At 76.0% G+C, this 21,285-nt stretch carries 25 protein-coding genes; 17 read left to right on the forward strand and 8 right to left on the reverse strand.

The features are described from left to right. Window positions 1-123: 123 nt before the first annotated feature. Both ACI78V_RS21235 and ACI78V_RS21240 read right to left on the reverse strand, forming a co-directional pair. Complete coding sequence (locus ACI78V_RS21235) at window positions 124-1,449, reverse strand: cytochrome P450 (RefSeq protein ID WP_456854378.1); 1,326 nt, start codon at window positions 1,447-1,449, stop codon at window positions 124-126. Between the two features lie 14 nt (window positions 1,450-1,463). Next, window positions 1,464-2,357, reverse strand: coding sequence for a 3-hydroxyacyl-CoA dehydrogenase family protein (locus tag ACI78V_RS21240; protein ID WP_456854380.1), 894 nt, complete (start codon window positions 2,355-2,357; stop codon window positions 1,464-1,466). A 211-nt stretch (window positions 2,358-2,568) separates the two neighbouring features. On the opposite strand from ACI78V_RS21240, the gene ACI78V_RS21245 reads away from it, so the two are divergent. Both ACI78V_RS21245 and ACI78V_RS21250 read left to right on the forward strand, forming a co-directional pair. Next, complete coding sequence (locus tag ACI78V_RS21245) at window positions 2,569-3,087, forward strand: MarR family winged helix-turn-helix transcriptional regulator (protein ID WP_456854382.1); 519 nt, start codon at window positions 2,569-2,571, stop codon at window positions 3,085-3,087. Between the two features lie 125 nt (window positions 3,088-3,212). After that, a complete protein-coding gene (locus tag ACI78V_RS21250) occupies window positions 3,213-3,668 on the forward strand; it encodes a DUF5313 family protein (protein WP_456854384.1) in 456 nt (151 codons plus the stop codon). Window positions 3,669-3,737: 69 nt separating this feature from the next. Here the strand turns inward: ACI78V_RS21250 and ACI78V_RS21255 are convergent, their stop codons facing one another. Beyond that, complete coding sequence (locus ACI78V_RS21255) at window positions 3,738-4,700, reverse strand: anti-sigma factor RsbA family regulatory protein (RefSeq protein WP_456854386.1); 963 nt, start codon at window positions 4,698-4,700, stop codon at window positions 3,738-3,740. Between the two features lie 250 nt (window positions 4,701-4,950). Beyond that, a complete protein-coding gene (locus ACI78V_RS21260) occupies window positions 4,951-5,160 on the reverse strand; it encodes a dodecin (protein WP_456854388.1) in 210 nt (69 codons plus the stop codon). A 150-nt stretch (window positions 5,161-5,310) separates the two neighbouring features. Here ACI78V_RS21260 and ACI78V_RS21265 point away from each other — a divergent pair, with 150 nt between their 5' ends. Genes ACI78V_RS21265 through ACI78V_RS21280 form a run of 4 tightly spaced genes read left to right on the forward strand, consistent with a single transcriptional unit; the run spans window position 5,311 to window position 8,209 of the window. Further along, complete coding sequence (locus tag ACI78V_RS21265) at window positions 5,311-7,032, forward strand: FAD-dependent oxidoreductase (protein ID WP_456854390.1); 1,722 nt, start codon at window positions 5,311-5,313, stop codon at window positions 7,030-7,032. A gap of 28 nt (window positions 7,033-7,060) precedes the next feature. Next, entirely contained in the window at window positions 7,061-7,351 is a 291-nt protein-coding gene (locus ACI78V_RS21270; RefSeq protein WP_456854392.1) for a hypothetical protein, read from the forward strand. Beyond that, window positions 7,344-7,622: an SH3-like domain-containing protein gene (locus ACI78V_RS21275; protein ID WP_456854394.1), complete on the forward strand. Its 279-nt coding sequence runs from the start codon at window positions 7,344-7,346 to the stop codon at window positions 7,620-7,622. The genes ACI78V_RS21270 and ACI78V_RS21275 overlap by 8 nt, the downstream gene beginning before the upstream one ends. Continuing rightward, window positions 7,619-8,209, forward strand: coding sequence for a nitrile hydratase subunit alpha (locus tag ACI78V_RS21280; RefSeq protein ID WP_456854396.1), 591 nt, complete (start codon window positions 7,619-7,621; stop codon window positions 8,207-8,209). The genes ACI78V_RS21275 and ACI78V_RS21280 overlap by 4 nt, the downstream gene beginning before the upstream one ends. Before the next feature lie 28 nt (window positions 8,210-8,237). Here ACI78V_RS21280 and ACI78V_RS21285 read toward each other — a convergent pair whose 3' ends face one another. From ACI78V_RS21285 to ACI78V_RS21295, 3 genes are all read right to left on the reverse strand, one after another. Continuing rightward, on the reverse strand, window positions 8,238-8,681 hold the full coding sequence (locus ACI78V_RS21285) for a TIGR03618 family F420-dependent PPOX class oxidoreductase (RefSeq protein ID WP_456854398.1): 444 nt from the start codon (window positions 8,679-8,681) through the stop codon (window positions 8,238-8,240). A gap of 131 nt (window positions 8,682-8,812) precedes the next feature. Further along, window positions 8,813-9,997, reverse strand: a complete 1,185-nt coding sequence (locus tag ACI78V_RS21290; protein ID WP_456854400.1) for an acyl-CoA dehydrogenase family protein — start codon at window positions 9,995-9,997, stop codon at window positions 8,813-8,815. A 2-nt stretch (window positions 9,998-9,999) separates the two neighbouring features. After that, window positions 10,000-10,785 carry an alpha/beta fold hydrolase gene (locus ACI78V_RS21295; RefSeq protein ID WP_456854402.1) on the reverse strand — a complete coding sequence of 262 codons (786 nt, stop codon included), beginning with the start codon at window positions 10,783-10,785 and terminating at the stop codon, window positions 10,000-10,002. Between the two features lie 327 nt (window positions 10,786-11,112). Between ACI78V_RS21295 and ACI78V_RS21300 the strand changes: the two genes are divergently transcribed. Continuing rightward, complete coding sequence (locus tag ACI78V_RS21300) at window positions 11,113-11,961, forward strand: mycofactocin-coupled SDR family oxidoreductase (RefSeq protein ID WP_456854404.1); 849 nt, start codon at window positions 11,113-11,115, stop codon at window positions 11,959-11,961. 50 nt (window positions 11,962-12,011) lie between these two features. On the opposite strand, the gene ACI78V_RS21305 is transcribed toward ACI78V_RS21300, so the two are convergent. After that, the gene (locus ACI78V_RS21305) at window positions 12,012-12,215 is read right to left on the reverse strand and encodes a hypothetical protein (protein WP_456854406.1); all 204 of its coding nucleotides are present in this window, start codon (window positions 12,213-12,215) and stop codon (window positions 12,012-12,014) included. 445 nt (window positions 12,216-12,660) lie between these two features. Here ACI78V_RS21305 and ACI78V_RS21310 point away from each other — a divergent pair, with 445 nt between their 5' ends. From ACI78V_RS21310 to gcvH, 10 genes are all read left to right on the forward strand, one after another. Next, a complete protein-coding gene (locus tag ACI78V_RS21310; RefSeq protein ID WP_456854408.1) occupies window positions 12,661-13,221 on the forward strand; it encodes a hypothetical protein in 561 nt (186 codons plus the stop codon). Between the two features lie 273 nt (window positions 13,222-13,494). Beyond that, a complete protein-coding gene (locus ACI78V_RS21315) occupies window positions 13,495-14,370 on the forward strand; it encodes an alpha/beta fold hydrolase (protein ID WP_456854410.1) in 876 nt (291 codons plus the stop codon). 170 nt (window positions 14,371-14,540) lie between these two features. Then, window positions 14,541-15,128, forward strand: a complete 588-nt coding sequence (locus ACI78V_RS21320) for an AAA family ATPase (protein ID WP_456854412.1) — start codon at window positions 14,541-14,543, stop codon at window positions 15,126-15,128. Window positions 15,129-15,325: 197 nt separating this feature from the next. Beyond that, window positions 15,326-15,523: a DUF1918 domain-containing protein gene (locus tag ACI78V_RS21325; RefSeq protein ID WP_456854414.1), complete on the forward strand. Its 198-nt coding sequence runs from the start codon at window positions 15,326-15,328 to the stop codon at window positions 15,521-15,523. Window positions 15,524-15,526: 3 nt separating this feature from the next. Continuing rightward, window positions 15,527-17,596, forward strand: coding sequence for an elongation factor G-like protein EF-G2 (locus ACI78V_RS21330; RefSeq protein WP_456854416.1), 2,070 nt, complete (start codon window positions 15,527-15,529; stop codon window positions 17,594-17,596). Between the two features lie 224 nt (window positions 17,597-17,820). Beyond that, complete coding sequence (locus ACI78V_RS21335; protein ID WP_456854418.1) at window positions 17,821-18,489, forward strand: CDP-alcohol phosphatidyltransferase family protein; 669 nt, start codon at window positions 17,821-17,823, stop codon at window positions 18,487-18,489. Further along, complete coding sequence (locus tag ACI78V_RS21340; protein ID WP_456854420.1) at window positions 18,486-19,412, forward strand: DUF881 domain-containing protein; 927 nt, start codon at window positions 18,486-18,488, stop codon at window positions 19,410-19,412. The genes ACI78V_RS21335 and ACI78V_RS21340 overlap by 4 nt, the downstream gene beginning before the upstream one ends. A gap of 3 nt (window positions 19,413-19,415) precedes the next feature. Further along, a complete protein-coding gene (locus ACI78V_RS21345) occupies window positions 19,416-19,748 on the forward strand; it encodes a small basic family protein (protein WP_456854422.1) in 333 nt (110 codons plus the stop codon). Beyond that, complete coding sequence (locus ACI78V_RS21350; protein ID WP_456854424.1) at window positions 19,745-20,719, forward strand: DUF881 domain-containing protein; 975 nt, start codon at window positions 19,745-19,747, stop codon at window positions 20,717-20,719. Before ACI78V_RS21345 ends, ACI78V_RS21350 begins: the two co-directional genes overlap by 4 nt. A 40-nt stretch (window positions 20,720-20,759) precedes the next feature. After that, on the forward strand, window positions 20,760-21,161 hold the full coding sequence (gcvH, locus tag ACI78V_RS21355) for a glycine cleavage system protein GcvH (protein ID WP_456854426.1): 402 nt from the start codon (window positions 20,760-20,762) through the stop codon (window positions 21,159-21,161). Window positions 21,162-21,285 lie beyond the last annotated feature (124 nt).

Here is a 21,285-nt window from a genome sequence, read left to right on the forward strand (position 1 = left end):
GGCATTAGCGTGGGACATGAGGACCTCCGAGCCGGTGAAGCCTTCGACAAGCCCCACCTCACTCGGAGGTCCTCCCTCACGTCACCTGCAACGCGCCGTCACCAACGTGTGTGGGCAGTACAGCTAGGCCGCGGTCCAGCGGATCGGCAGGCGCTTGACGCCGCGCTGGAAGTTCGACCGCAGCAGCGCCGGCGGCCCGTCGAGCTCCAGGGTGCTGGTCCGGCGCAGCAGCTCGGCGAACAGCGCCCGCATCTGCACGCGGGCCAGCTGGGCGCCGAGGCAGAAGTGCGGCCCGTGGCCGAAGGTCAGGTGCGGGTTGGGCGCGCGCCGGACGTCGAAGGCGTCGGGGTCGGTGAAGACCGTCTCGTCGCGGTTGGCCGAGGTGAAGGAGACGACCACCTTGTCCCCGGCCCGGATGCCGACGCCGGACAGGTCGACGTCGGTGGTCGCGGTGCGGCGGAACACCATCACCGGCGTCCACCAGCGCAGCATCTCCTCGACCGCGCCCGGCAGCAGCGACGGGTCGGCGCGCAGCGCGGCCAGCACCTGCGGGTGCTGCAGCAGCGCGATGAGCCCGCCGGGCAGGCCGTTGCGCAGCGTCTCGTTCCCGGCGACGGCGAACAGCCAGAACATGTTCTCGAACTCGGCGTCGCTCACCGAGCCGCCGTCCTCGTCCACCTGCGCCAGCAGGACCGACATGACGTCGGTGCCGGGGGAGCGGCGCTTCTCCTCGGCCAGCAGGCGGGCGTAGGCGTAGAGGTCGGGCATGCCGGCGCGCGTCCGGGGATCGGGCATCCGGCCGTCGGGGCCGGGCGCCGGGCGCAGCGCGACGGCCTCCTTGGCCATCGCCGTCCCGCCGGTGCCGTCGAAGGCCGCCGAGGTGGCGTAGTCCGGGTCCTGCCAGCCGATGACCCGGTTGGACCAGTCGAACATCAGCCAGCGGTCCTCGGCCGGCACCCCCAGGACGTCGGCGAGGGTGAGCAGCGGGAGGTCCGCGGCGACGTCCTTGGCGAAGTCACAGCGGCCCTCGGACGCGCCGTCCACCATGCGGTCGACCAGGTGTGCGGCACTGGCCTCGATGGCGGCGGTCAGCGCGGCGACCGCGCGGGGGGTGAACGAGCGGGAGAGCAGCCGCCGGAGCCGGGAGTGGTCCGGCGGGTCCATGTTCAGCATCATCCGGCGGACCCAGGCGAGGTCGGCGGCGTCGCGGATCTGCGTGGCGCCCAGCCAGGAGGAGAAGGTCGCAGGGTCCCGGAGCACGCGCTCGACGTCGGCGTGCCGCAGCACCAGCCAGAAGCCCGGGCCGGCCGGCTGGCCGTGCAGGGCGGGCTCCTCGACCCAGGTCACCGGCGTCCCGGCCCGCAGCCGGCGCAGCACCTCGAACGGCGGCCCGTCCTCGTAGGTGGCCGGGTCGACGAGGACGGCGGTGTCCAGCGCCGCTGGGGTCATGAGCGCTCCTGGGGTCAGGGGTAGGTGTGGAAGCCCTTGCCGGTCTTGCGGCCGAGCTCCCCGGCGGCCACCTTGTCGCGGAGCAGCTGGGGCGGGGCGAACCGCTCGCCGAGGGTGCGGTGGAGGTACTCGGCGATCGCCAGCCGGACGTCGAGGCCGACCAGGTCGGTCGAGCGCAGCGGGCCCATCGGGTGCCGGTAGCCCAGCTCCATGGCGGTGTCGATGGCCTCGGCGTCGGCCACGCCCTCCTCGAGCATCCGGATGGCCTCCAGGCCCAGGAGGACGCCGAGCCGGGAGGAGGCGAAGCCGGGGGAGTCCTTCACGACCACGTCGGTCTTGCCGAGTGCCCGCACCCATGCGCACGCCGTCCCGACGAGGGCCGGGTCGGTCTCGGCGGCCACCACGACCTCCACCAGCTTCGAGGCCGGCACCGGGTTGAAGAAGTGCAGCCCCAGGAACCGGGCGGGCCGTTCCAGCGTGGCGGCGAGCTCGGTGACCGACAGGGAGCTGGTGTTGGTGGCCAGCACGGCGTCGGGCCCGACGGCGGACTCGGCGGCCCGCAGCACCTCGGCCTTGAGGTCGGCCCGCTCGGGGACGGCCTCCACCACCAGGCCGGTGGCCGCGTCCAGCCCGGCGGCGGAGTCCAGCAGGGTCAGCCGGGCGAGCGCGGTGGTGACGTCGCCGTCCAGCTTGCCGCGGCGGGCGGCCTCCTCCAGCCCGTCGGCGACGCGCCCGCGGGCGGCCTCCGCGGCGCCGGCGCCCGCCTCGACGACGGCGACCCGCGCGCCGGCGGCGAGGAAGGCCTGGGCGATGCCGGCGCCCATGCGCCCGCCCCCGATGACGCCGACCCGCTCGGGGACGCCGTGCTGGTCGTCGACCCGGGGCACCTCGGTGGACCCGTGGGACATCGCCGCTCCTCGGCCGGGGAACCGGGCAGGGTCGGGCGGCGCCGGCCGCGCCGGCGACTTCCCGACCATCCGTTCAGTAAACGTCGGCGGGAGTCTCGCGCACCGGCGCGGCTCCGTGCAAGGGACGGCGCCGCGTCCCCCACCGGCGCGGTGGGGGTGGCGCCGACCGTTGGTGGCCCAATGCTTGGGGCTCCACGCCTAGACTGGATCCGTGACGACCGAGCAGACCCCGCCGCCGACCGTCGATCCCGGGGACGTGCTGGCGCTGGAGCGCCAGGTGTGCTTCGCCCTGTCGGTGGCCGCCCGCAACGTGGTCGCGGTGTACCGGCCCGTGCTGGAGCCGCTCGGGCTCACCCATCCGCAGTACCTCGTCATGCTGGCGCTCTGGCAGCACGGGCAGCTCTCGGTCAAGGAGCTGTCCGGCCTCCTGCAACTGGACCCCGGCACGCTCTCGCCGCTGCTCAAGCGGCTGGAGGCCGCCGGGCTGCTCCGCCGCGAGCGCGACCCGAGGGACCAGCGCAACCTGGCGCTGGCCCTCACCGAGGAGGGTCTGGCGCTGCGCGCGGAGGCCGAGAAGATCCCGGCCGGCATCGTCGAGCGGCTCGGCATGCCGGTCGGGCAGCTGATGTCGCTGCACGAGGCGCTCACCCAGGTCATCGGCGCCTCGCAGCGGGCGCTGCACTCCTCGGCGCCGCCCGCCGCGACCACGCCGGACGCCGGGGTCGCCTGATCCGGACGGTCCAGGACCCGGCAGCTGTTAGCCTGCCAACAATTGGTACCCCAATCCTTGGCCTGCAGAGCGCGTGCTGGGACGCTGGGGGTGTGAGCCTCGTGGAGCAGGAGCGGACAGCGGTCATGGCAGGTCCTGGAGAGCGCGACACCACATCCGAGCCGGTGGTCCGGCCGGCTCCGCACCGGTGGGTCTGGTACGCCTTCGGCGGCCGGTTGCCCGAGCACAACCGCGGCTGGGTGCTGCACGACACCACCACGAGCACGTGGTGGCTGCGCCACCTCGGTCGCATGCTCGTCCAGCTCGCCGTGCCGATCGCCCTGATCATGACGCTGCTGCCGGCCCCGTGGGGGCTGCGCGCCGCGTGCGCGGGAGGCGGGCTGGCACTCGCGCTGCTCTACTCGCTGGCCTACATGCCCGAGAGCACCGAGAACCGGGTCGTGAAGGCCGGCTACCCGGCGGGCACCGCGACCGCGCACCGGGAGCGTGCCGGCCGGCTGCGGGAGGAGCGGGAGAGCCAGCGCCGCCGGGACGCCGCGGCCAGGCGTGCCGCCCGCTACCGGGAGCGGCACGGGCGCTGACCGGTCGGGCCCCCCGGTGCCGGTCGGTGCGAGCACCGCGACCGGCGGCGACGGGGGCGCCCCTGACGGTCAGCGGAGCCGGGAGGTCAGCCGGACGGTGACGCGGCCCTCGCCGCTCCAGATGTCCACGTGGTCGCACAGCTGACGGGCCAGCCAGAGCCCCATGCCGCCCCGGGAGAGGTCCGTACCGTGCGCCGGCCCGTAGCCGGCGAACGGGTCGGTGGGACCGTCCCCGTGGTCGGTGATGCTGCACACGACGCGGCCGCCCGAGGCCCACAGGCGCAGGTCGACCGGCGGACGGCCGTGGCGCAGCGCGTTCGACGTCATCTCGTCGACCGCGAGCAGGAAGTCCTCGGTGGCGTCGCGGTCCCCGTCCAGGCCGGCCAGTGCGCAGGCCACCGCGTGGCGCAGGCCGATGAAGTCGGTGATCCCCGTGGCGGCCAGGCGCGGCGGCGTGGCCTCCAGCGGCTCGTGCGGCACGGGGAGGGCACGCAGGTAGGCCCCCGGCTCGGTGAACGCGGCGTTGGCCCGGCGCCCACCCGGCGACACGACGTGCGGGTGTGTCCGCCGGCCGGCCTCGACGACCTCGTCCGGGAGCCGCCGCGTGTCGAAGACGCACAGCCCCCAGAGCGGCCAGGGCGCGAGCGCGTCGTTGATGACGGCCTCGTACCGCTGCCACTCCACCCAGTCCCGCGGCGTGGCACCGAAGTCGGTCTCGCCGACGACCCGCACCCGCCGGGCCCCCTCGGCGACCTGCTGGTCGGCCAGCCGGCGGAAGGTGGTGATGACCGCCGGCGTCCGCGGGCGGTAGACGTCGGAACGGGGGAGCACGTGGACCCGGGGGTCGTTGCCGACCGCCTCGCAGAGCACCGCCGCGGTGTCGGCACCGGCCGCGACGACGGCGGCGTCCCCGGCGGCCAGCCCGTCGAGCAGGAACGGCGCCGCGACGGCCACCAGGTCGTCGACCCCGTCGTAGAACAGTGCGTCGTGGACGTACCGGGCGGGACGCGCGCTCGGGCCCGTTGCGACCACGCGCTCCTCCTCGGCTCGCCGGACCCCGGGCGCTGCGTGCACCCCTTCGACGGTAACCCAGCCGACGGCGCCGCTCGCCCCGACGGCGCGAGGACGGGAGGTGGTCTCGGGCACGGCTCCGGACGGCGAGCGGCCGACCCCGGTCCGTGCGGCGACGAGGCCGCGGACGGACCCCCGCGGTGAGGGGATCGACGCCGTCCCGGTCGCCGCGGACGCCCGGCGGTGATCGGGACGGCGTCGTCCGGGGGCCTCAGTCCTCGACGCGGAAGCCGATCTTCATCTCGACCTGGAAGTAGGCGACGTCGCCGTCGTTGACCATGCCGCGGATCTGCTGGACCTCCAGCCACTCGATGTTCCGCACCGTCTGCGACGCCTTCTGCACCGCGGTGCGGATCGCGTCGTCGACGCTGGTGGGGGAACTGCCGACGATCTCGCTCATCCGGTAGACGTGGTTGCTCAACCCGACTCCTCAGGGGGGCAGCCCGGACGGCTGCGGGGGTTCCACCGTGGCACGGGCCCGCGTCATCGGCTGCTCGGAGCCGCACGCCTTGACCTGTGACCCAGGACACGCTGGGGTGGCTGCCACCCCCCTCCGCACCGCGAGGTCCTCATGCCTCCTCCTGACGAGATCCCCACGCCCCGCACCGGGGCGCCCGCCGCCCGGCCGGCCCGTGAGTCCGCGGCCCCGGTCCCCGACGACCGCCCGCCGGACGCCGTCGCCGACGTGGTCGTCGTCGGCGGTGGCGGTGGCGGCCTGCCCACCGCGCTGTTCAGCCGCTGGCTCGGCAACGAGGTGGTGCTGCTGGAGAAGGCCGACGAGCTCGGCGGCACGGCCCGCAAGGCGGCTTTCTGGTACTGGGTGCCCAACAACGAGCCGATGCGCGCGGCCGGTGTCGTCGACGACGAGCGCGACTTCCTGCGGTACGTGGCCCGGCTGTCCCGCCCCACCGCCTACGACCCGACCGCACCGACCCTGGGCCTGTCGCAGTGGGAGTACGACATGTGCCGGGCGGTCTACGCCAGCGCCTCTCCGGCGGCCGAGTTGCTGGCCGAGCGGGGCGCGCTGGAGTACCGGCACTGCGCCCAGGTCCCGGACTACTGGTCCGAGCTCCCCGAGGACACCGCCCCGACGGGGCGGGTCCTGGTGCCGCGGGGCGCCCGCGAGTCGATGTCCGACGGCGGCGTCGTCGGTGTGGAGTCGATGAGCGCCGCCGCCCGGCGCGACGGGGTGGCCGTCCGCACCGGCCACCGGGTGCAGCGGCTCGTCGTCCGGGACGGCGCGGTCGTCGGCGTGGAGGCGACGACCGGGGACGGCCGCACCCACCGGATCGCCGCGCGCAAGGCCGTCGTCTTCGCGACCGGGGGGTTCACCCACGACGCCGACCTCCGGCGGGACCACCTGCCCGCCGGGATCTACGGCGGGTGCGCCGCGACCACCAACGAGGGCGACTTCCTCGCCATCGCCGCGCCCCTCGGCGCGCAACTGCGCAACATGGGCAACGCCTGGATGTGCCCGATCCCGCTGGAGCGGGCGGTCGCGCGGGACCCGGGCCTGATCGGCATGTTCTCCGTCGCCGGCGACTCGATGGTCTTCGTGGACAAGACCGGCCGCCGGGTGGTCAACGAGAAGCTGCAGTACAACGAGCTGGCCCAGACGTTCTCCACCTGGGACGGCGGGGCGTGCGAGTACCCGTACCTCGTGCTGGTCCAGATCTGGGACCAGCACAGCCAGGACCACTCGGCCAGCGACGAGTACGGCCGGCTGATCGTCCCGCCCGGAGCCGACGACTCCCACGTCATCCGCGGTGAGACCCTGGAGGACCTCGCCGGCGCCATCGCCGACCGGCTGGACCGGTACAAGGGCGTCACCGGCGGGCTGGCGCTCCACCCGGACTTCCTCGCCAACCTGCGGCGGACCATCGAGCGCTTCAACGGGTTCGCCGAGCGCGGGGTCGACGAGGACTTCCACCGGGGCGAGAAGGCGGTGCAGCTGCTCTTCAACGGCCCGGTCGCGGACGAGCCCGGCCGGACCAACCCGACGATGTGGCCGATCAGTGACCGCGGCCCGTACTACGCCGCCCTCGTCACCGGTGGCACGCTCGACACCAAGGGCGGACCGCGGACCAACCCCGACGGGCAGGTGCTCGACGACACCGGCACGCCGATCCCGGGGCTGTACGGGGTGGGCAACTGCGTCGCGTCCCCCTCCGCCCAGGCCTACTGGGCCGGCGGGGCCACCCTGGGCCCGATCATCGCCTTCGCCCACCGGGCCGCCCAGGCGGCCGACCGGGAGCCGACGCGGCAGCCGGCCGCGGCGCTCAGCCGCGCGTGAGGTCTCCGGACGGGGTGGGGGAGCGACGGTGAGCCGCATCAACGACGTCGGCGGGATGGCCGGGTTCCCCGCGATCGTGGAGGAGCCCGACGAGCCGCCGTTCCACGCCGACTGGGAGGCGCACGTCCTGGCCCTCAACGGCGCGCTGATCCGGCGGGGGGTCTACAACCTCGACGAGTTCCGCGACGCGATCGAGCGGATGCCCCCGGAGGAGTACCTCGCCGCCTCCTACTACGAGCGCTGGTTCACCGCGATCACCACGCTGCTGGTCGAGAAGGGCGTGGCGGCGCCGGGAGAGCTGGAGCCCCCGCATGCCTGACCTCGCCCCGGGCATGCGGGTCCGGACCCGGACGGCGGACCCCGACGGCCACACGCGGCTGCCCCGGTACGCCCGCGGCGCCGTCGGGACCGTCGTGGAGCGGGCCGGGGTGCACCCGCTGGCCGACGACCGGGCCCGTGGCCGCCCCGGCACGCCGCAGCCGGTGTGGCACGTCCGCTTCGACGCCGTGGACCTGTTCGGCGTCGGCGACCACACGGTCACCGTGGAGCTGTGGGCGGACTACCTGACCCCGATCGAGGAGCACGCATGAGCGGGGACCACGGCAGCTCGGTCGTCTCCGCGCGGGTGCGCCACGTCGAGGCGCTCCTGGAACGCCGCGGGCTGCTCGACGACGGCGAGATCGACCGCCGCATCGACGAGTTCCTCGCCGGCGGGTCACCCGTCAACGGCGCCCGGATCACCGCCCGCGCCTGGGTGGACCCCGCCTTCGCCGGGCGGCTGCTCGCCGACGCCAACGCCGCGATCCGCGAGCTCGGGCTGTCCATGGCCGGTGGGCTGCAGGAACAGCGCCTGAAGGTGGTCGCCAACACCGCCGACGAGCACAACGTCGTCGTCTGCACGTTGTGCTCCTGCTACCCGATCGCGCTGCTCGGGCCCTCGCCCGGCTGGTACAAGAGCGAGGCCTACCGCTCGCGGGTGGTGCGCGACCCGCGGGGCGTGCTGCGGGAGTTCGGGCTGGAGCTGCCGGAGACGACGCGGATCGCGGTCTGGGACGCCAGCGCCGAGTCGCGGTACATGGTGCTGCCGCGCCGTCCCGAGGGCACCGCGGAGGCCTCCGAGGAGGAGCTGGCCGGCCTCGTCTCCCGCAAGGGGCTCATCGGGACCGCCGCCGTCTGAGCGCGGCCGGATCGCGCCACCGGGGGCGTCACGGGTTGCCGTAGACCCGGGTGGGTGCCACGAGCACCGCGGTGCGCCGCTGCTCGGCCATGACCCGGTCGTACTCGGCCCAGTCGTCGTGCCGGCCGCCGGCCGCGGTGAACACCGTCCGCAGGAGCAGGCGCAGCTGGTCGGCGTCGGCCAGCCACGGCTGCCGGTCGTCCGGTCCGGCCAGCTGCGCACGGCCCTCCGCCGTCCCCCACCGCCAGCCGTGCCGGAACGTCAGGCTCACCTGCGGCCGGGCGCGCAGGTTGGCCAGCTTGACCCTGCCGTAGGTCACGAAGCCCACGACCGGTTCCCCGGTCGAGGGGTGGGGGAGGAGCCCGGCGTTCACCACCGACGCCTGGATGGTCCCGTCGGCCCGCAGGGTGGAGACGACCGCGAGGTGGTGCTCGCCCGCGGCGATGGCCGAGATGTCGTCGAGGCCGGTCATGCCCGCAGCCTCGCACCGATCCCGGCCGGCGGACGACGCCCGGCGCGCCGGCCGGTCAGCCGTCCCGTGCGGCACACCGCGGGACGAGGCCGCGGTGCCGGCCGGCGGAGTCCGCCGGGCGGGACGCCGCTTCAGTAGGAGCGGGGCAGGCCGAGCACCTTGGTCGCGACGAAGGCCTTGACCAGGTTGTTGGCGACCGGTGCCACCTGGTACAGGCGGGTCTCCCGGAACTTGCGCTCGACGTCGTACCGGTCGACGAAGCCGTTGCCGCCGAGCGTGTCCAGGGCGGCGTTGGCGGCGGCCCAGCTGGCCTCGGAGGCCAGGTGCTTGGCCATGTTGGCCTCGGGACCGCACGGCCGGCCCGCGTCGAACAGGCGGGCGGCCTCGTACCGCATCAGGTCGGCGGCGCGGACTGCCATGTAGGCGTCGGCGAGGGGGAACGCGACGCCCTGGTTGGCGCCGATGGGGCGGCCGAACACCTCCCGCTCGGTGGCGTAGGCGACGGCCCGCTCCACGAACCAGTAGCCGTCGCCGACGGCCTCGGCGGCGAGCAGGATGCGCTCGGCGTTCCAGCCGTCGACGACGTGGCGGAAGCCGGCGTCGACCTCGCCGACGACGTGGTCGGCCGGCACGCGCACGCCGCGGTAGGACACCTCGTTGGTGGCGTAGTTGAACATCGTGCGCACCGGCACGACCTCGAGCGCCTCGGGCTGCTCGGCGCGCACCCGCCGCAGGTCGACGAGGAGGAGCGTCAGGCCGCCGGTCCGGTCGGCGGCCCGCTCGCCGGTGCGGGCGAGGACCAGGGCCAGGTCGGACTCGGCGATCCGGCTGGTCCAGTTCTTGTGGCCGGTGATCACGTACTCGTCGCCGTCCCGGGTGGCGGTGGTGGCGATGCTGGTGGTGTCCGACCCGGCGGCGGCCTCGGTGATGGAGAAGGCCTGCAGCCGCAGCTCGCCCGCGGCGATGAGCGGGAGGTAGCGCTGCTTGAGCTGCTCGCTGCCGTGCCGCAGCAGGGTGCCCATCGTGTACATCTGGGCGTGGCAGGCCGCCGAGTGGCCGCCGGACCTGTTGATCTCCTCCATGACCACCGAGGCCTCGGTCACGCCCATGCCGGAGCCGCCGTACTCGGCAGGGACCAGCACCGACAGCAGCCCGGCCGCGGTGAGGGTGTCGACGAACTCCTGCGGATAGCGGCGGTCGCGGTCGGTCTCGCGCCAGTACTCGCCCGGGAACCGGGCGCACAGGGCCCGGGTGCGCGCGCGGAGGGCCTCGAGGGCCGTCGTGTCGGCACCGTTCCCCGACCCTGCGTCGGGCATCGTCACTCCTCCTCCGCCGGGGGACCGGACCGGCACGTCGTGCCCGCCCGGCGCGCGGTGCCGGAGCCCCGCGACGGCGGCCGTCCCGCCGGGTCGACGGCGTGGACGCGCTCGGCGACGAGGGCGGCGACCAGCTCCGGCCGGCTGGCGGCGGGACTGTGCCCGCAGGGCCACTCCAGGGTGTGGGTGGCCCGTGCCGCCATCGCCCGCTGCCGCTCGGGGTGGACGACCTCGTCGGCGGTGCACACGACGTAGGTCGACGGCACCGTCCGCCAGGCGACAGCGTCCGGGACGCCGCGGAACACGGTGCGGGAGACCGGCCGCAGCCGGGCGGCGGCCGTGGCGGCGACGTCGGCCGGCGCGTCGCCGTACAGCAACCGCCGCCCGAGCTGGGGGTCCAGGCCCACCTCGTCCCCGGACACCCGCAGGGCCTCGCCCAGGCGGGTGTCCGGCAGGCCCTCGCCGGTGCGGGTGCGGCTGACCGACTCGCCCTCGTAGAGCTGGAAGGCGGCGACGTACACGAGCTCGCGCACGAGCGGGTGGACGCCGGCGCCGGTCACCACCGCGCCTCCGTAGGAGTGCCCGACCAGGACGGCCGGCCGGCCGAACCGGTCGAGCGCGTCCAGGGTGGCGCGGGTGTCGGTGGCCAGGTCGGTCAGCGGCAGGTCGACCGCGACGCTGTCGACGCCGCGCGCGTCGAGCGCGGCGCGGACGGCGTCCCAGCACCACGCGCCGTGCCAGAGACCGTGCACCAGCACGGCGCCGGGGATCGTCGAGGAGTGCTCCACCCGAGGCAGTCTGGTGGTTCCCCCTCCACGGGGCCGCGCCGGGCGCGCCGGTGCCCGGTACGGACGGCGGCCGAGCCGGTCGCCGACGCCGCGGCCCCGCCCGCGGCGAGGCGCCCCGCGCCCCCGGCGTCGTCGCCCCCGCCCGGGCGCCCGCGCACCGGAGGGGCCCTCGGCCGCCCGGTCCGGAGCACCATGTCCTGAGTCGCACCACGACCCCCGGAGCCCGCGGCGCACGCGCCGGCGGACCCGGGCCCGCGAGGCCGACGACGACTCGAGCGGTCACCGAGGGCGCTCCGGCGCCCTCCCGTCGAGAAGGGGAGATGCACCGTGGGACGAGTCGAGGGCAAGGTCGCGTTGATCACCGGGGCGGCGCGGGGGCAGGGCCGCTCGCACGCCGTCCGGCTGGCCCAGGAGGGCGCCGACGTCATCGCGGTGGACGCCTGCCAGGACCTGCCGTCGGTGCCCTACCCGGGGGCCGGCGAGCACGACCTGGCGGAGACGGTCAAGGAGGTCGAGGCGCTGGACCGCCGGATCCTCGCCCGGGTCGCCGACGTCCGCGACCTGGCGGCCCTGCAGGGGGTGGTCGACGAGGGCCTGTCGCAGTTCGGGCACATCGACGTGGTCGTCGCCAACGCCGGGATCCTCAGCTTCGGCGGGGTGCTCGAGCTCGACGAGGACGTGTGGCAGGACGTGGTCGACGTCAACCTCACCGGGGTGTGGAAGACCGTGCGGGCGGCCGCGCCGTCGATGGTGGAGCGCGGACAGGGTGGGTCGATCATCCTGACCAGCTCGGTCGCCGGGCTCGTGGCGTACCTGGGGTTCGCCCACTACGTCAGCGCCAAGCACGGGGTCACCGGCCTCATGCGGGCGATGGCCATGGAGCTGGCCCCGCACATGATCCGGGTCAACTCCGTGCACCCGACCACCGTGGACACCCCGATGGTGCAGAACCCCGCGACCTACGAGCTGTTCGGGCTGGGCGGTGCCGACCGGGAGGAGGCCGCCAGGGCGTTCCGGGCGGTCAACGCGCTCCCGGTGCCGTGGATCGACGCGGTCGACGTCAGCAACGCCGTCCTCTACCTCGCCTCCGACGAGTCCCGGTACGTCACCGGCCTCACGATGACGGTGGACGCCGGCGCCACCGCGCCGTACAAGCCGCCGCCCCCGGAGGACTGAGGTCCCCGCGCCGCCGCGGCCCCCGGAGGACTGAGGTCCCCGCGGCGGCCTCAGGCCAGGGCCTGCTCGCGGCACCGCGGGCACACGTCGTCCGAGCCCAGCCCGCGGCGCCCGCTCCAGCTGCCCTGGACGACGGCCACCGGCGTGCCGCAGACCGCCACCCACGGCGGCGGCCCGTCGGCGTCCCCGCGGGGGACGGCGTGCGCCCGCCCGCTCTCCTGCTCCCGGCCGGCCACGTGGTCGCTGCTGGTCATGACCCAGCATGACCCCGGCGCCGGGAGCCGGATCCCCGGCGGCTCACAGCGCCCCGGGAGGTGACGCCCCGTCACGCCGTATCTGCGCCGCGCAACCGGGGTCCGGCCCGTTCCCGAGAGCCGGAAGACCCGATGTCACACATCCCTGCCCGGTGCCCGCGTCCACCAGGTCACCGTGCAGCGGCTCGGCCTGGTCGACGACACCACCTGGGTCGACGTCCGCTTCGAGCTGCCGCCGCGCCCGCACGCCGGCAGCGGTGCTCGGCGTACGAGTCGCTCCACCCGGACACCCGCGACGTGGCCGGCCACCACCTCGCCGCGGCGCCGCGCGCGCCGTCCGTGGACCCACAGCCCGACCCCGGCCCGGTCACAGGTCCGGCACAGGAGGGGCCCCGACGCTGGGGTCGACGGCCGGGGAGTCCGGCCACGAACCGAGGAGTGACCCGTGCGCAGGAAGTTCGTCATCACCACCACCACGGCCGGGGTCCTGGCGCTGTCCGGCCTGGCGGTCGCCGCGCCCGCGCTGGCCGACACCGGCGGCACCGCCGCGGCGGCGTCGTCGGCGGTCGACCGGATCCGGGACGCGCTGTCCGGCCTGGTCTCCGACGGGTCGATCACCGAGGAGCAGGCCGACGAGGTGGCCGGCACGCTCGGCCGGGCGGGCCTCGGCGACCGCGGCGGTCACGGCGGAGGCCGGCTGGACCTGCCGGTCGCCGCCACGACCCTGGGCATGACCGAGGAGGAGCTGCGCACGGCGCTGGCGGCCGACGGCGCGACCCTCGCCTCCGTCGCCGAGGACCGGGGGGTCGCCCGGGACACGGTGGTCGCCGCGCTGACCGACGCGGCGCGGCAGCGCACCGCCGCCGCGGTCGAGGACGGGCGGCTCACCCAGGAGCAGGCCGACGAGCGGCTCGCCGACCTGCCCGAGCGCATCTCCGAGCGGGTGGAGGGCACCGGTCCGGGTGACCGCGGCGGTGAGCGGCCCGACGGCGCCGCCGGCGACTGACCCCGGAGGGACCGGCCCGGGCGGCGCCACCTCCTGCGGGGGGGGGGGGGGGGGGGGGGGCCCCGCCCTCGTTAACCCCCCCCCCCCCCCCCGGACCCACGCCGGAGTACCCCCCAAAACACCCCCCCCCCCCCCCCCCCCCCCCCCCCCCCCCCCCCCCCCCCCCCCCCCCCCCCCCCCCCCCCCCCCCCCCCCCCCCCCCCCCCCCGCTCCGTCGTGACCGGCGCCCGCCGTCGCGGGACGCAGGCGGGAGTCGCGCCGTAGCCTCCGCCCATGCCACCCCAGGAACTGGAGATCCCCTCGGCGCACGACGTCGCCGTCACCGCCTACCGCTGGGACCCCGCCGGCCCGCCGCGGGGGATCGTGCAGCTCACGCACGGCATGGGCGAGCACCTGCTGCGCTACGAGCCGCTGGCCGCCGACCTCACCGCGGCGGGCTTCGTCGTCGTCGGGCAGGACCACCGGGGGCACGGCGCCACGGCGCGCGACGGCCGCTGGGGCGAGCTGGGCCCCGGTGGCTGGGACGAGTTGGTGCGCGACATCGGCCGGGTCGCCGACCGCGTCCGCGCCGACCTGCCGGGGGTGCCGCTGGTCCTGCTCGGCCACAGCATGGGCTCCTTCGCCGCGCAGCAGTTCGTGCTGGACCACGGCGAGGAGCTCGCCGGCCTGGTCCTCACCGGGACGGCGGCCCTCGACCTGCTGGAGCCGGCGCTCGACCTCGACCAGCCCCTGGACCTCTCGGCGTTCAACGCGGCGTTCGAGCCGGCCCGCACCGACTACGACTGGCTGTCGCGGGACGAGGCCCAGGTCGACGCGTACGTGGCCGACCCGCGCTGCGGGTTCGGCCTGTCCCAGGACGACGGTCGGCAGATGTTCGCCTCCGCGCGGCAGCTGGCCGACCCGCGGCGGGTGGGCGGCGTGCGGGCCGACCTGCCGGTGTACGTCGCCGTCGGCGACCAGGACCCGGTCAACGGCGCGCTGGCCCTGGTCGACGGGCTCGTGCAGCGGCTGCGCGACGCCGGCCTGACCGACGTCACGCTGCGGGTCTACGAGGGCGCCCGCCACGAGGTCTTCAACGAGACCAACCGCGACGAGGTCGTGGCCGACCTGCTGCTCTGGCTGGACCGCGTGGTGCCCCCCGCCGGCTGAGCCGCCACCGCCCCGACACGCCCACCGGCGGCCGCCCGGGGAGGCCGACCCGCCGGTGGGGGAGCGCGGTGCGTCCCGGGCCTCCACAGCCGGTACCCAGGCGACGTCCGGGTCCCTCCGAGGGAGGACACGGACCCTGGCGGTCGGACGCGGTGGAGGGAGGCGGCGGGATGCGAGCGGTCGTGGTGGCGTCCGGACGGCGCGGCGCGCCGGTCACCGGCGGCGGGCCCGTGCTGGTCGTCGTCGGCGGGCTGCCCGGCAGCGGCAAGACCACGCTGCTGCGCCGGCTGCTGGCCGAGGGGGCGCCCGGCGTGGTCGGCGTCGACTCCGAGCAGGTCCCGGCGCGGCTGGCGGTGGCCGGGTTCCGCGTGCCCTACCGGTTGCTGCGCCCGTGGGTGCACGGCCGGCACCGGTGGCGGGTGCTGCGGGCGATCGGCGGGCCGGCGCCGGTCGTCGTCCTCACCGACCCCTGGACCCGACCCCGCTGGCGGGCGCTGGTGCGCCGCGCCGCGCGGCGGGCCGGCCGCTCGGTGCGCCTGGTCCTCGTCGACGCGTCCCCGGCGGAGGCGCGCAGCGGCCAGGCGGCCCGCGGCCGGGGCGTCCCCGCCGGCTCGATGCGCCGGCACGCCGCCCGCTGGGACGGCCTGCTCCGCGCGGCCGCGGACCGGGACCCGGGCACCACCCTGGTCGTGGACCGGCGGCACGCCCGCCGGCTCACCGTCGCCGACGTCCTCGGCGCGGCCGGGGCCGGCGGCTGACCGGCGTCCGGGCCCGTCGGTGAGGGCGTCCCCGCGTCGTCGCGACCCGCCGTCGGCGCACCGGCCGCGGTGCTCGGGACCCTCCCCGCCGGCACCGGGACGGAGTTCCCGCGGGGGCTCGGGGGCCCTTGATCGGTCCCCGCCCCGCGGGCAGGCTGTGACCCACACCACAACTCCGGAACAGCCGGGAGGCCGCCGTGGAAGCACGAGTCGGGGACAGGATCGTCGTCCACTCCACCCACCAGGGAGAGCCGGAGCGCACCGGCAGGGTGCTCGAGGTACGGGGCCAGGGCGGCGGCCCGCCCTACGTCGTCCAGTGGGACCCCGACGGGCACACCGGGGTGTTCTACCCGGCCGGCACCTGCGCCGTCGTCCCCGAGCCGGCGAACGGCTGACCGGTGGCGAAGGACACCGGCACCGCGCCGGCCCCGCGACCGGCGAGCAAAGTGCGCAACGTGGCCCTCGTGGGCCACGCCGGCGCGGGCAAGACCACCCTCGCCGAGGCACTGCTCGTCGCCACCGGCGCCCTGCCGCGCGCCGGGCGGGTCGAGGAGGGCACCACCTGCCTGGACAACGAGGAGGTGGAGGTCCGCCAGCAGCGGTCGGTGTCCCTCGGCGTGGCCACCGTCGAGCACGCCGAGCACCGCATCACCCTGCTCGACACCCCCGGCTCGCCGGACTTCGTGGGCGAGCTGCGTGCCGGGCTGCGCGCGGCCGACGCCGCGCTGTTCGTCGTCTCCGCGGTCAACGGGGTGGACGCGGGCACCGTGCAGCTGTGGGAGGAGTGCGCGGCGGTCGGCATGCCGCGGGCGGTGGTCGTCACCCAGCTCGACCGCGCCCGGGCCGACGTCGAGGAGACCGTCCGGCTGTGCCAGACGATGCTCGGTGAGGGCGTCTACCCCGTCCACCTGGTCGAGCGGGGCCCGGACGGCGCCGTCACGGACCTGGTCTCGCTGCTGGAACCCGGGGCGAAGGCCCCGGACGCCGACCGCCTCCGCAGCGAGCTCATCGAGGGCATCATCGGCGAGAGCGAGGACGAGGCGCTGATGGAGCGCTACCTCGCCGGTGACGAACTGGTCCAGAACGACCTGATCAGCGACCTGGAGACGGCGGTCGCGCGCGGCCACTTCCACCCCGTGCTCTGCGCCGCCCCGCTGCAGGGCATCGGCATCGACTCGCTGCTCTACCTGCTGGTCAACGGCTTCCCGTGCCCGATGGAGCACGGCTGCCCGCCGGTGACCCGCCCCGACGGCTCGCCGGCGCCCGCGCTGACCTGCGACCCCGACGGCCCGCTGGTGGCCGAGGTGGTCAAGACCACGACCGACCCCTACCTGGGCCGGGTCTCGCTGGTGCGGGTCTTCTCCGGCACGCTGCGGCCGGACACCCCGGTCCACGTCTCCGGGCACGGCATGGCCGACCGCGGGCACCCCGACCACGACGTCGACGAGCGCATCGGCGCGGTCTCCTCGCCCCTGGGCGCCGCGCTGCGGCCGGTGTCGGCCTGCCCGGCCGGTGACATCTGCGCCGTGGCCCGGCTCGGCTCCGCCGAGACCGGCGACACCCTCTCCTCGCCGGAGGACCCGCGCCTGGTCCCGCCCTGGGAACTGCCGACCCCGCAGCTGCCGGTGGCCCTCGAGGCGGCGTCCCGCTCCGACGAGGACCGGCTGGCCACCGCGCTGACCCGGCTCGTCGCCGAGGACCCGACCGTGCGCCTGGAGCGCCGCCCCGACACCGGGCAGCTGCTGCTGTGGTGCGTCGGTGAGGCGCACGCCGAGGTGCTGCTGGAGCGGCTGCGGGTGCGGCACGGGGTCTCGGTGACGACGGTGCCGGTGCGGGTGCCGATGGTCGAGACCCTCGCCGCTCCGGCCCGGGTGACCGGACGGCACGTCAAGCAGTCCGGCGGGCACGGGCAGTACGCCATCGTGGTCGTCGAGGCCGAGCCGGGGCCGCCGGGGTCGGGGATCGTGTTCGAGCAGCGCATCGTCGGCGGCACGGTGCCCAGTCAGTTCCACGGCAGCGTGGAGAAGGGCATCCGCGCCCAGGCCGAGCGCGGTGTCTCCGGAGACCGCCCGATCGTCGACGTGCACCTCACCCTCGTCGACGGCAAGGCGCACTCGGTGGACTCCTCCGACGCCGCCTTCCAGGCCGCCGGCGCCCTGGCCCTCCGGGAGGCGGTCGCCGCGGCCGGCACCCGGGTGCTCGAGCCGTGGTGCGAGGTCGAGGTCGTCGTCCCCGGGGAGTACGTCGGCGCGGTGATGAGCGACCTGTCCGGACGGCGCGCGCGGGTCACCGGCAGCGACGCCGACCCCGACCGCGACCGGACGACGGTGCGCGCCGAGGTGCCCGAGGTGGAGTTGCTCACCTACGCCGGGGCGCTGCGCTCGGTCTCCCACGGCACCGGCAGCTTCATCCGCCGGCCGCTGGGTTACGAGCCGGCACCGTCCTCGCTGACCGCCGTGCCGGCGTAGGACGGGGATCCCGGCCTCCCCACCGTGGGAGGACCGGGCCGGCCCACCGCCCGCCCCGCCCGGCGGGAGCGCCCGGACGGGCCGCGGCGGTGCCCTCCGACCAGGCCGTCCGGTGCGCGGGTCCGCGGGGACGGGGCCCGGGGCCGTGCTCCGGTGCGCCGCCCGGGGGAGTGTCGGCCCGGGCCACTAGCCTCGGAGGTGGTGTGCAGCGGGCTGGAGGTTTCGTGACGTCGTCCAACGGTTCGTCGGCGGCAGTCCCGGCCCCCCTCGCCGACGGGCCGCCGCCGGGGTCCTCGGTGGTCTCCGACCGCAACCAGCTGCCCGACCGCGTCTGGACGCTGCCCAACGCGCTGTCGGTGCTGCGGCTGCTCGGCGTGCCGCTGTTCCTGTGGCTGCTGCTGGGCCCGCAGTCCGACGGCTGGGCGGTGGTCGTGCTCGCGCTGGCGGGCGCCACCGACTGGGCCGACGGCAAGATCGCCCGCGCCCTGGGCCAGTCCAGCCGGCTCGGCGCGCTGCTCGACCCGGCCGCCGACCGGCTCTACATCGTCGCCACGCTGGTCGCGTTCGTCCTGCGCGACGTCGTCCCGCTGTGGGTGGTCGTCGTGCTGCTGGGCCGCGAGCTGGTGCTCGGGCTGATGCTGCTGGTGCTGGGCCGGTACGGGTACCCGCCGCTGCAGGTCCACTACCTGGGCAAGGCCGCCACCTTCATCCTGCTCTACGCCTTCCCCCTGCTGCTGCTCGCCGACGGCGGGGGCCCCGTGGCCGCGGTCGCCCAGCCGCTGGCCTGGGCGCTGACGATCTGGGGCGGGGTGCTCTACGTCCTCGCCGGGGTCTTCTACGTCGTCCAGGTCGCGGGCATCGTCCGCGCCGAACGCGCCGGGACGGCGCCGTGACCTCGACCCTGCAGCGCGGTGGGGGGCCGCGCTCACTGGGCGCCTCGCTGCTCGACCAGGTGCTGGCCGAGACCCTCGACCCGGCCTACCGGCAGGCCGCCGACGCCCGGGCGGCCCGCGCCGCGGCGGGGGAGCAGCGGTCACCGTCCCGCCGCCGCTGGGGCCAGGGTGCGGTCGCCCTGGTCATGGTCGTCACCGGGGTGCTGGCCGCGGTCACCTACGACCAGGCCGCCGCCGGCGCCAAGGGCCGGGAGGAGGTGCGCGAGGCGCTGGTCGTCGACATCACCGAGGAGGACGAGCTCACCGAGGCGCTGGCGGCCGAGCTGGAGCAGCTGCGCCGCGACGTCAGCGCCGCGCGGGACGACGCGCTGGCCGCCACCGTCGTCGGGCAGCGGGCCCTCGACGAGCTCGCCGACGCCGAGCTCGGGGCCTCCCTCGTCGCGGTGTCCGGGCCGGGCCTGCTGGTCACCCTGGCCGATGCCGAGCCCGACGCCGACAGCGACCCGGTCGGCGGCGGCGACGAGACCGACCCCCGCGGCCAGGTGCTCGACGGCGACCTGCAGGTGGTCGTCAACGCGTTGTGGGCCGCCGGCGCCGAGGCGGTCGGCATCAACGGTCACCGGCTCGGCCCCACCACCGCCATCCGGTTCGCCGGCGAGGCCGTGCTGGTCGACTTCCGGCCGGTCACCAACCCGTACCTGGTCAGCGCCATCGGCGACCCGGAGACCCTGCGGTCGAGGTTCCTGGCCAACGCCCAGGTCGTCGCCCTCGCCAGCTACTCCGCGTCCTTCGGACTGCGTTTCGACTTCGCCCAGGAGGACGAGCTGTCCCTGCCCGCCGGGAGCACCATGGAGCTCCGTTCCGCCGTTCCCCTGTCCGAGGAACCCGAGGCACCGGCCCCCGACCCCACGCCCGGAGGCTGAGCCGTGATCCCCGTCATCGGCCTCGCGCTCGGGGTGGTGCTCGGCCTCGTCTTCGACCCGACGGTGCCGCTGTGGCTCCAGCCCTACCTGCCCATCGCCGTCGTCGCCGCCCTCGACGCGGTCTTCGGCGGCGTGCGGGCGCGCTTCGACGGCATCTTCGACGCGAAGGTGTTCGTCATCTCCTTCGTCTCCAACGTCGTGGTCGCCGCGCTCATCGTGTTCCTCGGCGACCAGCTCGGCGTCGGCGCCCAGCTGTCCACGGCCGTCGTCGTGGTCCTCGGCATCCGCATCTTCGGCAACGCCGCCGCGATCCGGCGGCACGTGTTCCGGGCATGAGCGCCGACGAGCGGCCGCTGCCCGGCCGCGGGGACACCCCGGAGGACGCCGCCGGGCCGCCCGAGGACGCCGCCGCCCGGCCGGACGGCGCCCCGGGCGAGCCCACGACGGGCCGGCCGCCGCCCGGGCCGGTGACGGAGCGGCCCGCCGCGACGGCCGGGACGCCCGCCGGGACCGCAGGGACACCCGGCCACGAGCCCCCCGGCGTACCGGCCGCGGGGAGCCCGGAGGTCTCCGCGGCCGCCGGGACCCCGGGGGCCCCCGGCGCCGCCCCCACCCGCCGGCGGCGTGACCCGCTGGCCGCCCTGCTCATCACGGTGCTGACGCTGCTGCTCGGCTTCGCCTTCGCCGTCCAGGTGCGCAACACCGGCACCGACGACGACCTCGCCGGGGCCCGCGAGGAGGACCTCGTGCGCATCCTCGACGAGCTCAACGCCAGCGAGGACCGCCTGCGGGCCCAGATCGCCGACCAGCGGGCCGCGCTGCGGGAGCTGACCAACAGCGACAGCCGGTCCGAGGCGGCCCTCCAGGAGGCCCGCGACCGGGCCGAGGCGCTCGGCATCCTCAACGGCACCGTGGCCGCCCAGGGGCCCGGCCTGGTCATGACCATCCGCGACCCGGAGGGCGAGGTCCGCGTCGCCGACCTGCTCGACGCCGTCCAGGAGCTGCGCGGCGCCGGGGCCGAGACGATGCAGATCGACGGCGTCCGCGTCGGGGTCAGCACCGCCGTGACCGGCGACCCCGGGCAGCTGCGGGTCGACGGCCTGGCGGTCAGCAGCCCCTACGAGGTCGTGGTCATCGGCTCCCCGCAGGACCTGCAGACGGCGATGAACATCCCCGGCGGCGTCGTCGACCGGGTCGGCCGCCAGGGCGGCACCGTGGAGATCACGCAGTCCGACCGGGTCGTCGTCGACGCGTTGCGACCGCTGGACACGCCTCAATACGCTGCGCCGGACGACGGCGACGACTGACGCCCGCTCTTCCCCCGACCGCGACTGGAGACGACGCCGCATGGCCACCCCCGACGACCGCCGCTACACCGACCAGCACGAGTGGGCCCAGCTCCAGGGCGGGGGCGGGGCGGCCGTCGTCCGGGTCGGCATCACCGACCACGCGCAGGACGCGCTCGGCGACATCGTCTTCGTGCAGCTGCCGGAGATCGGCGCGGAGGTCGGCCCCGGCAACCCGATCGGCGAGGTGGAGTCGACCAAGTCGGTGTCCGACGTCTACTCGCCGGTGGCCGGCGTCGTCAGCGCCGTCAACGAGGCGCTCGCCGACGCGCCCGAGACGATCAACGCCGACCCGTACGGGGCCGGCTGGCTGGTGGAGATCCAGCTGCCGGCCGACGCCGGGGACCCCACCGAGGGGCTGCTGGACGCCGCCGCCTACCAGGCTCTCGTCGACGCCACCTGACCCCGCCGGAGGCCCCGACGGCGATCACTATGCTCACCCGGGGCGGGACACCGCGGCATGCCTCGGAGGCGCCACGATCCCACCCTGAACGCCCGGTTGACCCTCGGGTCAGCCGACTGGTTCC

The organism is Geodermatophilus sp. SYSU D00742 (genome assembly GCF_054049935.1).